This window comes from Acinetobacter sp. 148, assembly GCF_031196675.1.
Classification (GTDB): Bacteria; Pseudomonadota; Gammaproteobacteria; order Pseudomonadales; family Moraxellaceae; genus Acinetobacter; species Acinetobacter baumannii.
On the sequence record NZ_JAVIMT010000083.1, the window covers coordinates 1 to 16,240 of the forward strand.

13 protein-coding genes are annotated in these 16,240 nt (G+C 40.2%); 12 read left to right on the plus strand and 1 reads right to left on the minus strand.

Annotation, left to right across the window (positions count from 1 at the left end; all coding sequences use genetic code 11):
- Positions 1 to 1,047 (minus strand): AraC family transcriptional regulator (locus tag RFX69_RS14900; RefSeq protein ID WP_289332478.1); only part of this gene is annotated, 1,047 nt, incomplete at its 3' end.
- Positions 1,048 to 1,212: 165 nt separating this feature from the next.
- Here RFX69_RS14900 and RFX69_RS14905 point away from each other — a divergent pair.
- The 12 genes from RFX69_RS14905 to RFX69_RS14960 all read left to right on the plus strand — a co-directional run bounded on the left by RFX69_RS14905 (position 1,213) and on the right by RFX69_RS14960 (position 16,191).
- On the plus strand, positions 1,213 to 1,983 hold the full coding sequence (locus RFX69_RS14905) for a 3-hydroxyacyl-CoA dehydrogenase (RefSeq protein WP_000701535.1): 771 nt from the start codon (positions 1,213 to 1,215) through the stop codon (positions 1,981 to 1,983).
- Positions 1,984 to 2,001: 18 nt separating this feature from the next.
- Positions 2,002 to 3,138 carry an acyl-CoA dehydrogenase family protein gene (locus RFX69_RS14910; protein ID WP_000602459.1) on the plus strand — a complete coding sequence of 379 codons (1,137 nt, stop codon included), beginning with the start codon at positions 2,002 to 2,004 and terminating at the stop codon, positions 3,136 to 3,138.
- A gap of 220 nt (positions 3,139 to 3,358) precedes the next feature.
- A complete protein-coding gene (locus tag RFX69_RS14915; protein ID WP_032009759.1) occupies positions 3,359 to 5,002 on the plus strand; it encodes an AMP-binding protein in 1,644 nt (547 codons plus the stop codon).
- A 205-nt stretch (positions 5,003 to 5,207) separates the two neighbouring features.
- Positions 5,208 to 5,984 carry a HesA/MoeB/ThiF family protein gene (locus tag RFX69_RS14920; protein WP_000137898.1) on the plus strand — a complete coding sequence of 259 codons (777 nt, stop codon included), beginning with the start codon at positions 5,208 to 5,210 and terminating at the stop codon, positions 5,982 to 5,984.
- A gap of 58 nt (positions 5,985 to 6,042) precedes the next feature.
- Positions 6,043 to 7,341: an AarF/ABC1/UbiB kinase family protein gene (locus tag RFX69_RS14925; protein WP_002132053.1), complete on the plus strand. Its 1,299-nt coding sequence runs from the start codon at positions 6,043 to 6,045 to the stop codon at positions 7,339 to 7,341.
- Positions 7,342 to 7,356: 15 nt separating this feature from the next.
- Positions 7,357 to 7,737: a dihydroneopterin aldolase gene (gene folB, locus RFX69_RS14930; protein ID WP_000338779.1), complete on the plus strand. Its 381-nt coding sequence runs from the start codon at positions 7,357 to 7,359 to the stop codon at positions 7,735 to 7,737.
- The gene (locus RFX69_RS14935) at positions 7,694 to 8,131 is read left to right on the plus strand and encodes a 2-amino-4-hydroxy-6-hydroxymethyldihydropteridine diphosphokinase (protein WP_000993407.1); all 438 of its coding nucleotides are present in this window, start codon (positions 7,694 to 7,696) and stop codon (positions 8,129 to 8,131) included. The genes folB and RFX69_RS14935 overlap by 44 nt, the downstream gene beginning before the upstream one ends.
- Before the next feature lie 262 nt (positions 8,132 to 8,393).
- Positions 8,394 to 10,103: a potassium-transporting ATPase subunit KdpA gene (gene kdpA / locus RFX69_RS14940; protein WP_162283359.1), complete on the plus strand. Its 1,710-nt coding sequence runs from the start codon at positions 8,394 to 8,396 to the stop codon at positions 10,101 to 10,103.
- 8 nt (positions 10,104 to 10,111) lie between these two features.
- Positions 10,112 to 12,151, plus strand: coding sequence for a potassium-transporting ATPase subunit KdpB (gene kdpB / locus RFX69_RS14945; RefSeq protein ID WP_162283358.1), 2,040 nt, complete (start codon positions 10,112 to 10,114; stop codon positions 12,149 to 12,151).
- Positions 12,152 to 12,164: 13 nt separating this feature from the next.
- On the plus strand, positions 12,165 to 12,770 hold the full coding sequence (gene kdpC / locus RFX69_RS14950; RefSeq protein ID WP_005128362.1) for a potassium-transporting ATPase subunit KdpC: 606 nt from the start codon (positions 12,165 to 12,167) through the stop codon (positions 12,768 to 12,770).
- A 38-nt stretch (positions 12,771 to 12,808) separates the two neighbouring features.
- Positions 12,809 to 15,463 (plus strand): sensor histidine kinase KdpD, encoded by a 2,655-nt coding sequence (locus RFX69_RS14955; RefSeq protein ID WP_309169482.1) that lies wholly within the window; start codon positions 12,809 to 12,811, stop codon positions 15,461 to 15,463.
- A gap of 11 nt (positions 15,464 to 15,474) precedes the next feature.
- Positions 15,475 to 16,191, plus strand: coding sequence for a response regulator (locus RFX69_RS14960; protein WP_245148946.1), 717 nt, complete (start codon positions 15,475 to 15,477; stop codon positions 16,189 to 16,191).
- Positions 16,192 to 16,240 lie beyond the last annotated feature (49 nt).

The following is a 16,240-nucleotide window of genomic DNA, read 5'->3' on the forward strand; positions in this document are numbered from 1 at the left end:
CACAAAATAATTTACAGGCTCAGCTCTAGAGTTAAGGGTTGCTTCCCGATAAGCGCCGGGGCTAACACCTGTCCATTTTTTAAAAGCACGGTGAAATGCACTCGGGTCATGGAAATTTAAGTCTTCACTAATGTCTTGTATTGAATCATTGCTTTTGCTTAAACGTTCAATTGCAATATCACAGCGAATTTCATTTTTGATTTGTTGATAACTCACTCCTTCATGTTTAAGTCGGCGTTGAACGGTAGCTTCTGAAATATTGAGCTGCTGTGCGACATCTTTGAGTTCAGGCCATTCGGCTGGGTGAAGTTTCAATAAATGACGCCGAATAACAACACTTAATGCATTTTCATTTTTAAAGCGAACTAAAAGATTTTGTGGAGTTTGCTCTAAAAAATCGTAAAGCGCTTTTTTATCTTTTTTAATTTTTATATCTAAATAGTGCGCATCAAATTCAATCTGATTTATCTCGGCATTAAAGTCTATATCTTCACAAAAGCGTACCAAATAATCTTGAATATCGTTCGGTTTTGGACAACGTACCGCAATACTGTTTAAACTAATTCTTTGATCAACTAACCAACACATAAGCCCATGTACCAACATTAAAAAGGTTGCGTAGGTAAACATACGTTTGGGTTGTTCTTGATCATGAATCACCAAATAAGCTTTTTCTTGTTCTCGAATGAGTTCTCCTCGTATATCGTCAAGCACAAAATTAAAAAACTTCAAAATATCGTAGAGTGCTTTTTCTAAAGTTTCAGCCGTACTGACGAGTTTTGTAAGTAATTTATAACTACCACGGCGCATAGGGTGACTATCCATGCCAAAAAACTCGTCATCCATGGCATTGGCAAGCTCTATCCATAATTGTGCATATGTTGCTACCGGAACACGCGCTTTAGGTGTCATAAATAATTCAGCAGGAATGCCAGCTTTATTCAAAATAATTTGAGTATTTAGTCCTTTAGCATAAGCCGCACTTAATGCTTCATGTACCAGTGCAATCGAAATTGTTCCTTTACTTAAAGAAGATTGGACAACCATGACAAAGACTCATTTTTTACGTATTTCAAGTGAAATATTTCATATTCAAAATTTGGATTGATCAAAAGCTGCAAGCATTTTGAGGTTTTTTGAAATTGTATCGGAAAAAAACAACTTTTACTCTCACTACTAAGCTTAAAGAACATTTCTATAGGACATTACATAATGAAAATTCAAGGAAAACATTTCGTGATTACAGGTGGTGGCTCTGGTTTAGGAGCTGCAACGGCTGAATATTTAGTAAAGCAGGGTGCCTCAGTCACATTAGTAGACATGAATGTAGAAGCAGGTGAGCAGCAGGCGAAACAGTTAGGACCAAAAGCTGACTTTGTAAAACTTGATGTAACCGATGAAGCAGCTGCTGAGCAGTTCTTTAAAGATGTGTTGGTTAAACATGGTCATTTGCATGGTTTGGTTAATTGTGCCGGTATTGGCCCTTCTGCAAAAGTAGTTGGCCGTGAGGGCGTTCATGACTTGGGGTTATTTGCAAAGACTTTAAATATTAATGTCACAGGTACATTTAACATGTTGCGTTTTGCAGCAGATGCAATGAGCAAAAACACGGTTGAAGAAGGTGAAGAGGACCGTGGCATCATTGTGAACACTGCTTCTGTTGCAGCATTTGACGGTCAAATTGGACAGGCAGCTTATTCTGCATCAAAAGGCGCTATTGTGGCGATGACTTTGCCGATTGCTCGTGAGCTAGCACGACATGCCATTCGTATTATGACCATTGCACCGGGAATTATGGAAACTCCAATGCTTAAGGGTATGCCACAAAATGTACAAGATGCTTTGGGGCAAATGGTGCCGTACCCATCTCGTTTAGGAAAACCAGAAGAGTTTGCTCGTTTGGTTGCCCATATTGCTGAAAACTCTTACTTAAATGGTGAAGTCATCCGTTTAGATGGTGCAATTCGCATGGCAGCAAAATAATAAAATAAGGATGTTGAAATGATTCTAAATGCTGAACAAAGTATGGTTCAGGAGATGATGCGTAACTATGCGCAAAATCAGTTAAAACCAACTGCTGCACATCGCGATAAGACCCATGAATTTCCGGCTCAGGAACTAAAAGACTTAGGCGCCCTAGGCGCTATGGGGATGACTGTGCCCGATGAATGGGGCGGTGCCGGAATGGATTATGTATCTTTGGTACTCGCAATTGAGGAAATTGCCGCAGGCGATGGTGCTATTTCGACAATCGTAAGCGTACAAAACTCTTTGATTTGCGGTATTACACTGGCATACGGTTCAGAACAGCAAAAACAAACCTATTTGCCAAAATTTGCCTCTGGCGAATGGCTAGGATGCTTTTGTTTAACTGAGCCACATGTCGGTTCCGATGCGAGCGCGATTTTATGTAAAGCCGAGCGAGATGGCGACCATTGGATTCTCAATGGCGTAAAGCAATTTATTACCAGTGGTAAAAATGCTCAAGTGGCTTTGGTATTTGCGGTTACAGATAAACAGGCTGGCAAAAAAGGAATTTCGTGTTTTCTTGTACCCACGAATACACAAGGCTATTTGGTGACTCGTATTGAAGACAAAATGGGTCAACATGCTTCGGACACCGCAACCATTACGTTAGAGGACTGCCGGATTCCTTTAGAAAATTTGGTGGGACAAGAAGGTGAAGGTTATAAAATTGCGCTATCTAATTTAGCAGCTGGACGTATTGGTATTGCGGCTCAATCTGTCGGTATGGCAAGAGCGGCTTTTGATGCAGCCGTGCAATACGCAAATGAACGTAAGGCCTTTGGTGTAGAGCTGGTTCAGCATCAGGCGGTTGGTTTTCGCTTAGCCGATATGGCAACTCAGATTGAAGCGGCGCATCAGCTAGTATTGCATGCTGCAACTTTAAAAGATGCGGGACTACCTTGTTTAAAAGAGGCCTCAATGGCGAAACTCTTTGCATCAACTATGGCTGAGCGAGTATGTTCGGATGCAATCCAGATTCATGGCGGTTATGGATACGTCAGTGATTTCCCTGTTGAGAGAATTTATCGGGATGTTCGTGTAAGCCAGATTTATGAAGGTGCTTCTGATATTCAGCGCTTGGTGATTGCTCGTGAAGTGGCTCAAGTTTAGATCATAAGGTGTTGAGTTTTTAAACTTAAAACTGCAAGAAGCCGCACACTATGTGCGGTTTCTTGCAATTGAAATGATGCATTTTTGCTATTAGTTTTGTTTGAAATAGATGGAAAAGTTGAAGAAATATTCTTCAAGCTTTAGCTAAAACAATAACAGTCAGGACAGATTTTGTGGCCTTACACAAAATCAATCATCAAACGGAATGAAGGTGAGCATCATGAAAACTTTGGCAGAAGCTTATCAGCAATTTGATCTTACAAGGCTCATCGAAGAGCAACTTGTTGGGCATCCCCAAGCAATAAATGCTTATGTTGAGTGCTGTGAGCGTTATGTAGGAAAAAATAAAACAGCGCTTATCTGGGAAGGAAAAAACGGGCAGGCAGAGCACTATACGTTCGAACAACTTGCTGAACTTTCTGGAAAACTTGCTAACTTCTTTAAAGCACAAGGAATTCAAGCTGGAGATTGTATTGCAGGACTTCTACCAAGAACGCCTGAGTTATTAATTACAATTTTGGCAGCATGGCGTATAGGCGCTATTTATCAGCCTTTATTTACTGCCTTTGAAGCAAAATCGATTGATCACCGAATTACGACCGTTCAAACTAAATTGATTGTGACCAATGATGAACAGCGCCCTAAACTGAATACCTTGAATGTTCCAGTTATTGTAACTGTTCATCAAACAGGTCTTTTATCTGAGCATGACTTTGATTTTTGGCAATCTTTACAACGATATTCTGAGCAATGTGAGCCAGTAAATCGTAGCTTTGATGATGACTTTTTAATGATGTTTACCTCAGGCACAACTGGACTTGCGAAGTCTGTACCTGTTCCACTAAAAGCAATTTTGGCATTTAAAGGTTATATGACTCATGCTGTCGATTTGCGTGAAGAGGATATGTTCTGGAATCTGGCAGATCCGGGCTGGGCGTATGGATTGTATTATGGCATTACCGGGCCTTTAAGCTTGGGGCATAGCATTATTATGGATGAGCGTTCATTTAATGTAGATCAGGCAATAGAATTAATTAAAAAATATAAAGTAAGTAATTTAACAGGATCGCCTACAGCATTTCGCATGTTCTTTGGTTTTAAGGAAAAATTTGACCCTTCAATTAAACAACATTTACGCGTAGTGAGCAGTGCAGGTGAGCCATTAACTCCTGAGGTTGTGAACTGGTTTAAGCAGGATTTAGAGGTCAATATTTTTGATCAATATGGCCAAACTGAGCTAGGGATGGTGATTGCAAATCATCATGCTCTTGAGCATCCATTAAAAGTAGGTTCAGCTGGTTTTGCAATACCTGGACATCGTTTTGCGGTGTTAGACCAAAATTATCAAGAATTGCCAACTGGTGGTGTTGGTATTTTGGCAATGGACTCGGAGCAATCTCCATTGATGTGGTTTAAAGGTTATGGTGGCAATAATCGCAAAGCCTTTGTTGGCAAATACTATTTAACTGGTGACACGGTCACTTTAAACGAACATGGGGGCATTAATTTTGTGGGTCGTGCTGACGATGTCATTACAACTTCGGGCTATAGAGTTGGACCATTTGATGTTGAAAGTACTTTATTAGAGTGTGAGGCCGTATTAGAGTCAGCAGTAATTGGTAAGCCAGATCCGGAACGAACCGAAATAGTCAAAGCTTTTGTGGTACTTAAGCCTGCTTATCAAGCGTGTGAAACATTAAAAGATAAGTTACAGCAATATGTTCGTAACCGTTTATCTCGTCATGCTTATCCAAAGGAAATTGAGTTTGTGGACAGTCTACCGAAAACCACGAGCGGAAAAATTCAAAGAGGACTGTTGAAGCAGCAAGAAATTGCAAAAATGCAGCAAGCCTACGCAAGCTAATTTGAACAAAGGGAAATATTTAGAATTTCCCTTTATTCTTAGCCTAAGTAATACAGAAAAGGGATAGCTCTATTGTTGCAGAAAGCATGTGAGAAGTAATGTAATAGGGGATTAACCGAATAAAAAAGTTGTTTCCATTTTATAGCTTTCCTAATGACGAACTTAGTCATAAAATCACTTGGCTTCTAAGTGAAAGGATTAACGTGTGACCGAGCTTCAAGATATCGATTTTGTAGAGTTAAGTGATGAAGAAATGCATCTCTATAGCCGTCAGATTTTACTTGATGGATGGGATATTGAAGCTCAGGAAAAACTTAAACTCGCCAATGTATTAATTGTCGGTGCTGGCGGAATAGGTTGTAGTAGCGCGGAACTACTTGCACGAGCAGGAGTTGGGAAAATTACCCTCATTGATGCAGATACCATTGAGATAAGTAATTTACAACGTCAAATCGCATTTGGTCATGAAGATATTGGACGTTATAAAGCTGAAGTTTTAGCTAAACGGTTACAGAAAATTAACCCTTATATCTGTGTTGAATACTTTAACGAACGTTTAGACGAACATAACATTGATAAACTAGTTGAACATCAAGACGTCGTTTTAGATGGCTGTGATAACTTTACAACGCGTTATTTAGTGAATGCAGCTTGTAAAAAGCATCAAGTCGCATTAATTAGCGCTTCTGCAATTGGTTTTCAGGCGCAAATGTTTATGGTTGAAGGTGATTCAGCTTGTTATGAATGTTTGTTCCCGAAAGAACAACATGCCAATGAAGGGCTGCGATGTGCGGAATCTGGTGTGCTTGCGACTACACCTGTAATGATTGCGTCATTACAAGCACATCACACTTTATTGTATTTAGGACTAAACAGAACGCCGCTAAAACAAAAACTGTTACTTTGGGATGGGTTAAATATGATGCAACGTATTGTTAATTTTGATAAAGACATAAATTGTCCACTTTGTCAGGCAAGCTAATCAGCAAATAAACCAAAATTTGCTACACTTGATTTGAATATTCTGGTTTTAAAGAAATATGAAAAAAAATATTTTATTTGATGGATTGCGCTCTGTTGCCCGCATCGGTGAAACCGCAGTAGTTGCGGCTAAAGCCGGTATTAAGTATGCAACTGATAAGCCAAGTAATGCCAAACTTATGCGTGAGACTTTTGAGTCGCTTGGCTCAACATATATTAAGCTTGGTCAGTTTATCGCGAGTACCCCATCGCTATTCCCACGTGAGTATGTAGAAGAATTCCAAGGCTGTTTAGACCAGACCCCAACTTTACCTTTTAGCTATATTCAAGGTGTACTTGCGTCTGAGTTTGAAGGGCGTGATTTAAGCCAGATTTTTAGTTATATCGATGAAACACCACTAGCTTCTGCCTCAATTGCTCAGGTTCATGCGGCTAAACTAACTACTGGTGAAGATGTCGTTATTAAAGTACAAAAACCGGGCGTTGAAACCATTTTGTACACTGACCTAAATGTGGTGCATTGGGCCGCTAAATTACTTGAACGTGCGGTACCTAAAATTAAATTTGCCGCTCTTTCTGAAATTGTTGATGAAATTAAAACCCGTATGGTGCGTGAAGTCGATTTCATTGAAGAAGCACAAAATTTAGATGACTTTGTGGAATATTTAAATATTTCCCAAAACCAAGCTGCTACTGCACCTAAAGTTTATCATCAGTTTTCTACGCGCCGTGTTTTGACCATGCAGCGTTTATATGGGGTCCCTTTGACAGACTTTAGCGTGGTTAAACAATATGCTAAAGATCCATCGCAAGTACTCATTACTGCCATGAACACATGGTTTGGTAGCTTAATGCTATGCAAGAGCTTCCATGCGGACTTACATGCTGGAAATCTAATGCTGCTTGAAGATGGCCGTGTTGGTTTTATTGATTTCGGTATTGTAGGGCAGTTAAAGCCGGAAGTTTGGACAGCATGTATTGCATTTATGGATGCTTTACAAAAAACTGATTATCAGGCAATGGCTGAAAACATGCTCAAAATGGGTATGACCCATAATAAAATTGACGTTCAGGTTTTAGCACAAGACCTAGAGCGTTTATTTAATGGTGTGTTAATGGCCGATCCACAGCAGATTTTGGCTTCTAATCCAGCCGATTTAAACGACATCATGATGGATATGGTAGCTGTTGGTGAGCGTCATGGTATTAAATTCCCTCGAGATTTTGCCTTATTATTTAAGCAAATGCTTTATTTCGATCGTTTTATGCGCGTACTCGCACCTTATACTGATATTTATGCAGACCAACGTTTGAAAATGGTTCAAAATATGGAACCTGCTTCGTTGTTAAAGCACTAAGGTCAGTTTAAATTTATGGATGCCATTATTATTGAAGGCTTGAAGGTTGAGACAGTGATTGGCTGTTTCAACTGGGAAAGACAAATCATTCAACCTTTAATGTTGGATTTAACCATCCATAATGATTTGAGCCGAGCTGCAGCGTCTGACAAGCTTGAGGATACACTCAACTATGCCCAGATTTGTGAGTTATCGGCTCAAACCATTCAGAAAGCTAAGCCCGAATTAATCGAGCATGCAGCACATCTCGTTCTGCAATGTTTGTTTGAAACCTTTCCAACAATTGAAAAAATTACCATAACCATCCGTAAGCCAGCCATCATTGCAGAAGCAAACGCTGTAGGAATTCGTCTTGAACGCACCAGAAACAATTTTTGCGCTCGCCCTAGCGAGTAATTTAGACGCAGATCAGCACTTTACTTTTGCTTATACGCAATTAGCAACTTTGGGGAAAGTGCAGTTTTCATCTGTTTATCAAATTCCATGCCGAGATGGTATTGGAGATGATTACTGGAATTCAGCATGTCTATTAAGAAGTACTTTAGCCTGTGAACAAATTGAATCTTTTCTCAAAAAACTTGAGACAGATTCTGGACGTGTTCGTCCGTCGCATCATATTTCTTTAGATGTAGATTTGATTGCATGGGGAAGTGATCTCGACCATATGCAATTTAATTCTAAAAAACTACCTTTAGCACTCGATGTCAAAATCCCTTTATATGAGCTTTGGCATTGTGAAAGTTTAAAGGTTGATAGTCCGCTTTATCCGGTCGTCAATTTTAAAGTTTAAAAGCTTTCAAACTAGATTTTTACGCAAAATTTACGCGGCCTTTGAGTTCCTCAATAGAGAATTTACGAGCATTTTATCCATACTGAAATCCACTAAATTAGTGTTATTTCAGGACAATAAAGATGCTTATAAATTCTCAAATGCGCATCTTGCATCAGTCTGGCATTGTCTTATGCGGACTTAAAACAAATGATATTTCTCCATCTCTCCTTATTTCCAGTTTGGCAAATCAAGCCAACAAGGGGTATAGAGGAGAATAGCCATGTTAGAACTTATACTTGTTTTATTTATTGCTATTTTTCTAGCATGGTGCCTCAGTAAATATCTATCCAAAGTGATGGCAAGTCAGCCGATGTGGGGTGATGGATTATTTCGCTGGATTGAAAATCCTGTATATCGCTTGTTAGGTATATCTCCACAACAACAAATGAACTGGAAACAATATTCTCTAGCATTTGTTGTGAGCTGTATTTTTCTTGCAGTGGCTATTCTTGCTATTTTTATGACGCAAGCATGGCTACCATTAAACCCGAACCATGCACCAAATATGAGTTGGGATTTAGCATTACATACGGTTATTTCATTTTTAACTAATACCAATCAACAGCATTATTCTGGTCAAGCTCAATTATCTTATTTGTCGCAAATGACAGGTATTGTAGGTTTGCAAGTCATTACTCCAATGATGGGGCTGGCTTTGGTTATTGCGACATTAAGAGCTTTCTTTTATCAGCGTCCAAGCCATATTGCGGCCGATGTTGCCGAGCAGCCAGATCAAATTTTAATTGGTAATTATTGGGCAGATGTAATTCGTCCTACAGTTCGCTTTTTGCTTCCACTCTGTTTTGTCTGGTCATTATTGCTTAACAGCCAAGGCGTGCCAGCAACTTTCCAAGGCGGGCCAGAAGTACAGCTTATTGATAAAGCCAATAGCGTTGAAACTCAAAAAATTCCTTTAGGACCAGTTGCGCCAATGGTGGCGATTAAGCAATTAGGTAGTAACGGTGGTGGTTGGTACGGTCCAAATAGTTCTGTGCCTTTAGAAAATCCAACACCATTTTCTAATTTACTAGAAATGATTGCGATCTTACTTATTCCAATCACAGTCATTTTTATTGTCGGGCATTTTACTCAGCGTAAAAAGTTTGCTTACTTTGTGTTTGGTAGCATGCTTTTCATGTCGATTATTTCAGGTGCAGCGGCTGTCTGGTCTGAGAGTATGTCATCGACAGCATCTCAACTTGCCGTAATGGAAGGTAAAGAACAACGTTTTGGACCAGCAGCATCAGCAGTTTGGGCAGCGCTTACTACACAGGTAAATAACGGCTCGGTCAATATGATGCATGATTCTTCTGCGCCGCTTACTGGTTTAGTCGAACTCATCAACATGTTGATTAATGCGATTTGGGGTGGTGTGGGCTGTGGTCTGCAACAGTTTATGATTTATCTATTACTTGCCGTATTTATTGCAGGTTTAATGACAGGCCGTACCCCTGAATTGTTCGGGCGCAAGATTGAAGCAGCAGAAATTAAATTGCTCGCGATTATTATCTTGATTCAACCTTTAGTCATTCTTGCATTCACCGCATTAAGCCTCAGCGTTCCGGGCATATCTGGAATTAGTAATCCGGGACCACATGGTATTAGCCAAGTGTTCTACGAATATGTTTCTGCATTTGCCAACAATGGTTCAGGTTTTGAAGGTCTTGGAGACAACACTGTATGGTGGAATGTCACTTGTAGTATCGCTCTACTGTTAGGACGTTTCCCTACATTAATTTTGCCATTAATGATTGCCACACGTTTAGCACCAAAAAGAAAAGCACCCGAAACATCAGGTAGTCTTCAGGTTGAAACTCCAACCTTTGCTTTAACGCTGATTACGATAGTTGTGTTGCTTACCTTATTACAATTTATGCCAGTTCTTGTCCTTGGGCCTATTGCCGATCAACTTTTGTTGGTTAAAGGCTAAGGAGGCGAGTGAAAATGAATACACAAACTCATGTAAATAGCCATAAACAAACCATGGCAGTGCCAAATTTTGAAGTTTGGAAAAATGCATTTGTGAAACTGCTACCACAGCATGCAATTAAAAACCCTGTAATGGCAATTGTATGGCTTGGAACAGTGGTTACAGGCATTAGTACAATCTTAGGTTACACCACGCTGTTATTTGGTTTAGTGGTTACAGCAATTCTGTTTATTACCATTTTATTTGCTAACTATGCCGAAGCTGTTGCAGAGGCCAGAGGTCGTGGACAGGCATCTTCATTACGTGCAGCAAGAGAAAATTTAACGGCTCGAAGACTTAACTCTTTGACAGACCGTCAAGCGACTCAAGTTGCAGCGACCGAACTTCATTTAAATGATTTTATTGAAGTACATGCAGGTGAGCTTGTTCCAGCCGACGGTGAGATTGTAGAAGGCTTTGCAACTATTAACGAATCGGCTGTTACAGGTGAGTCAGCACCTGTGCTACGTGAAGCTGGAACAGACCGTTCAGGTGTTATTGGCGGAACCAAAGTACTTACAGATCGTATTGTTGTGCAAGTGACTGCTGAATCTGGTCAGAGTTTCTTAGACCGTATGATTGCTTTGGTCGAAGGCTCAAATCGCCAGAAAACTCCGAATGAGATTGCGCTTGGCTTCTTGTTAATGGTGATGACAATCACGTTTTTAATTGTCGTGATTAGCTTGCCATTTATTGCCAAGTATTTGCATATTGAACTTGATCCAGTCGTGCTCGTGGCGTTATTGGTCTGCTTGATTCCTACAACCATTGGTGGCTTGTTACCTGCGATTGGTATTGCGGGGATGAACCGTGCACTCAAAGCCAATGTTTTGGCAAAATCAGGTAAAGCTGTAGAAGTCGCGGGTGACATTGATGTGCTTTTACTCGATAAAACAGGGACCATTACTCATGGTGACCGTCAAGCGACTTCATTTTATCCCTTAACTTCGGTAACCGAGTCAGAGTTGAGAGCTGCTGCTTGGATAAGTTCACTTGCCGACCCAACACCAGAAGGGAAATCGATTGTTAAGTTAGCAAAAGAGCAAGGTCTAAAACAGCAAGAACCTGAGCAAGCCGAATTTATCTCTTTTAGTGCTTCGACTCGAATTTCTGGCGTGAATTTACCGAATGGTGACCAAATTCGTAAAGGTGCATTAGATGCAATCTTAAAGTTTGTAGATGAAGATTATTCGCAAGATTTGGAATTAAAAGCGCGTGTTGAACAAGTTGCCAAAAAAGGAGCAACACCTTTAGTCGTCGCTAATCAACATCATGTATTGGGCGTGATTGAGCTTTCAGATGTGATTAAACAAGGCATTAAAGAACGTTTTGCTCGTTTAAGAGAAATGGGCATCAAAACCGTTATGGTTACAGGTGATAACCCATTAACTGCGGCCGCGATTGCTGCTGAAGCAGGGGTAGATGACTATATTGCCGAAGCAAAACCAGAAGACAAATTGGCTTGTATTCGCACCGAACAACAACGAGGTCGTTTAGTTGCAATGGTCGGTGACGGAACCAACGATGCGCCGGCATTAGCACAAGCTGATATTGGTCTAGCCATGAACTCGGGTACACAAGCTGCAAAAGAAGCCGGCAACATGGTTGATTTAGACTCAGATCCAACCAAACTACTCGCTGTCATTGAGATTGGGAAACAACAGCTGATTACCCGTGGTGCTTTAACAACATTTTCGTTAGCAAACGACGTCTCTAAATACTTTGCCATCTTGCCTGCATTGTTCGCTGCTGCGATTCCACAAATGCAAGTATTGAATGTGATGCACTTAGCAAGTCCAAACAGCGCGATTTTATCTGCATTAATTTTTAACGCGATTATTATCCCGCTATTAATTCCAATCGCACTCCGAGGCGTCAAATTTAAACCTTCAACTGCAACTCAGTTACTACGTCGAAATATGTTGATTTATGGAGTGGGTGGTGTGGTTCTACCATTTATTGCCATCAAAGCGATTGATGTAGTGATTGTTCAATTATTTGGTTTGTAATCTGGAGTTTGAAATGAAAACTTATGCACAAAATTCAGAAGCAAATTTGGGTCAGACCTTAAGAGCATCTTTGGGATTATTAATTTTTACTCTGGTGGGTTGCGGTGCTATTTATAGTGCGATCGCTACAGGTGCGGGACAGGTGTTATTCAAAAATCAAGCAAATGGTAGTTTGATTGAAATAGACCATAAAGTTTTAGGGTCAAAATTAGTTGCTCAGCCATTTGTTGGAGAGGCTTATTTTCATCCACGTCCTTCAGCAGTCGCTTATGACCCGATGGCGATGGCAGGTACAAACTTAGCGCGTACTAATCCTGAGCTACAGCAACAAATTGATGCTCAGATTCTTGCTGTGAAAAAACAAGATCACACGGGCAATACACCTATACCAAGTGATTTGGTGACTAAATCTGGTAGTGGTATTGATCCGCATATTAGTCCTGAATCTGCTCAGTTACAGGTTGCTAGAGTGGCTCAAGCGCGTCATTTAGACCCTAAGGTTGTGGAAGAGCTTTTGCAAAAGTATGTTGAACCGAAGCAGTTTGGTGTATTGGGGCAAGCTCGTGTTAATGTATTAGAGCTAAATATTGCCTTAGATCAATTACAATCTACACATTAACTTAAAAATAAAGTTGTTAGTTTACCGGATGATATCAAGTGCAAAGCAATCGCGAAAATCAGGCTGAGGCCTTATTAAATCATGTCAACAGATATCAAGCCGGTCGACTAACGGTCTTTCTTGGTGCGGCACCTGGTGTAGGAAAAACTTATGCCATGCTCGCCCGCGCCAAAGAATTATTTCAACAGGGCACAGATGTCGTTGTTGGTATTGTTGAAACCCACGGAAGAATCGAAACTCTAAAAATTTTGGAAGGGTTGCCTCAGATTGCTAGAAAGGAAATGCAATATCAGGGGCATACTTTAGAAGAAATGGACTTGGATGCTATTTTACTTAGGCATCCGCAAATCGTTTTGGTTGATGAGTTGGCTCATCGCAACGTCCCAAATAGTCGTCATGAACGACGGTGGCAAGACGTCAATGAATTGCTAGACGCAGGTATTGATGTATTTACGACCATAAATATTCAACATTTAGAAAGCCTGAATGATGTGGTGTACCAGATTACGGGCATTCGAGTAAATGAAACGGTACCAGATCGGGTATTTGATCGTATTCGAGACATCCGCTTAATTGATTTACCCGTCAGTGAGCTCATTGAAAGGCTCCACCAAGGAAAAGTCTATGTGCCAGAGCAAGCAAATCTGGCATTACAAGGCTTTTTTAGCATTTCAAATTTAACGGCATTACGTGAACTGGCAATGCAATGCGTTGCTGAACATGTCGATTCAGATTTAAAAGAGAGCTATGCCTCTAAAGGTTTGAAGTCTATCTCGTTGCAAAATGAATTGATGATTGCGATAGATGGGCAAGGCTCTTCTGAATATTTAGTGCGAGCAGGCTGTCGTTTAGCAGAACGTAATGGTGCTACATGGACTGTAGTAAATGTTGCTAAAAGTTTGGACTTTGGACAGAGTTCAGTGAGTTCTTATAAAAAAGAATATATTGAGATTGACCGTGCGTTTGAGTTGGCTCGACAACTAGGTGGTCGAACTGAAGTTTTATATGGGCCGCGAGTTGCATCAGTGTTAATGGATGCCGCTGTTGATCGAGGTATTTCAAATCTGGTGATTGGCAAAAGTATTTCACCGTGGTGGTTAAAGTTATTTAAGAAAAATTTAGCTCAGCAATTATTAAATCAAGAAAACTCGATTGCTTTAACCATTTTGCATCCAGAACAAGGCACTAAAAAGACAACTCAACTTGAAAAGCCATCATTTTTATCATTAAAAGAAAGCATTTTTGTTTTAGCTGTGACGTGCGGTAGCATTTTTATAGCTCACTTCGCCGAAGTTCTATTTGGTATTGAAGACTTCTCTGTCATTTTTATTATTTCTGTTTTAATTGTTGCAACGAAAACCCGAATGTTAGCTGCCGTAGTGGCAGCCTTAATATGTTTCTTGGCCTATAATTTTTTCTTTATTGCCCCGCGTTATACCTTTCAGATTTCAGCACACCAAGGGGTGGTCACCGTTGTTGCTTTTTTTGCAGCAGCTTTAATTGCTGGGCGTTTGGCTTCTCAGTTACGCCAGCAAGTTTTATCTTTAAAAGCTGCCAATGCCTACACTACGGTAATGCAAGACTTGGCACGTAAGCTTTCTAGTGCAGTGAATCTTGAAGAAGTCATGCAAACAGGATGTATGACTTTAGAAACACAACTTCAAACTAAAGTGTGGATTTCTATTCGAGATAAAATAATTTCATCTGATATTGAGCTAAACGATAAAGAAAAAGTAGCCGCAGAATGGTGTTTGAAACACAAGCAGCCGTGCGGGCGTTTTACCGATACACTTAGTCAATCAAACTGGTGGTTTTTACCTCTTTTAGAGCAGAAAAATAGCCTAGGTATAGTGGGAATTTACTTTAAGGATGAAGTGGTTTCCTTAAATTTTGAGCAAAAAAAATTGACTGAAAGTATAATTGAGTACATTGCACAGGCAGCACTTCGAACCCAATTGGTAAATGAGCTTGAACAAGCAAAAGTCACCAGTGAAACAGAGCGCTTACGTTCTGCTTTATTATCTTCGGTATCGCATGATTTACGCTCGCCACTCGCTTCTATTATTGGAGCAGCAGACACACTTGCCAATTTTAAAGCTGAAATGACAGAACAAGACCAACAAGATCTGCTTGAAACAATTCATTTAGAAGGTGAGCGCTTAGACCGTTATATTCAAAACTTGCTTGATATGACCCGTTTGGGACACGAAGGTCTAACTTTAAAAAGGGACTGGATTGGGGTGGATGAATTAATTGGTTCGGCAACCCGCCGTTTAAAGCGTTATAAACCAGATACGGAAGTGGTCGTTCAGTTACCTGAGCAACCGATTAGTTTGTATGTCCACCCAGCACTGGTAGAGCAAGCTATTTTTGATGTTTTAGAAAATGCGGCAAACTTTTCACCTCCAGATGAGCCAGTCATGATCCGTACTCATCTTTTGTCAGAAGATGAAGTAAAAATAGAAATTGAAGATAAAGGTGTAGGCATCCCTGAAGACGAAAGACATCGCATTTTCGATATGTTTTATACTATGGAGCGTGGAGACCGTGGAAAATTCGGTACAGGTTTAGGGCTAACAATTGTAAAAGCGATTATTGGTGCTCATATGGGTACAATAGAAGCATTTTCAGGGCGCCAAAATAAAGGTACTTTAATTCAAATCAAATTACCCCTTCGTCCAGTAAAAGAATAAGTTGTAAATTCATGATAAGTTCAGAAACATCACCTGTAGAAACACGTATTGTGATTATTGATGATGAGCCTCAAATCCGTAAATTTTTAGACATTGCTTTAAGAACTCAAAAATACAAAACCACGCTCTGTGAAACGGGTTACAAAGGCCTAGAGGCATTAGCAACCCAAGGGGCTGATTTGGTGATTCTAGACTTAGGCTTACCCGATTTAGATGGAAGAGAAGTGCTTCAAGAATTACGTAGCTGGTCGAATGTTCCCGTTATTGTGCTATCTGTACGTGCTGATGAATATGAAAAAGTTGCTTTGCTCGATGCTGGCGCAAATGATTACATGACCAAGCCTTTTAGTGTGCAAGAGCTTCTGGCACGCATACGTGTCATTCTAAGAAATCAACCGATTCAGCAAGAAGCTCATGTGTATGACGATGGTTATCTCAAGGTTGATGTCATGCAACGTTTAGTTTGGATCGAGCAACAGCCAATTACTTTAACTCGAAAAGAGTTTCAACTTTTGACCTTATTAATGCGCTATCAAGGGCAGCTTTTAACACAGCCTCAGCTCTTAAAAGAGCTATGGGGACCCACCCATCAGGAAGATACGCACTATTTACGTATTTTAGTGGGTAAGCTGCGAAGCAAACTGGGGGATAACGCAATTCAGCCACGTTATATTGCTACTGAACCAGGTGTTGGGTTACGTTTTTTAGCTAAACAGAAAAATCATTAATTAGATATAAAAAAACCTTAGGGTATTTCTCCCTAAGGGTTTGCAAAGT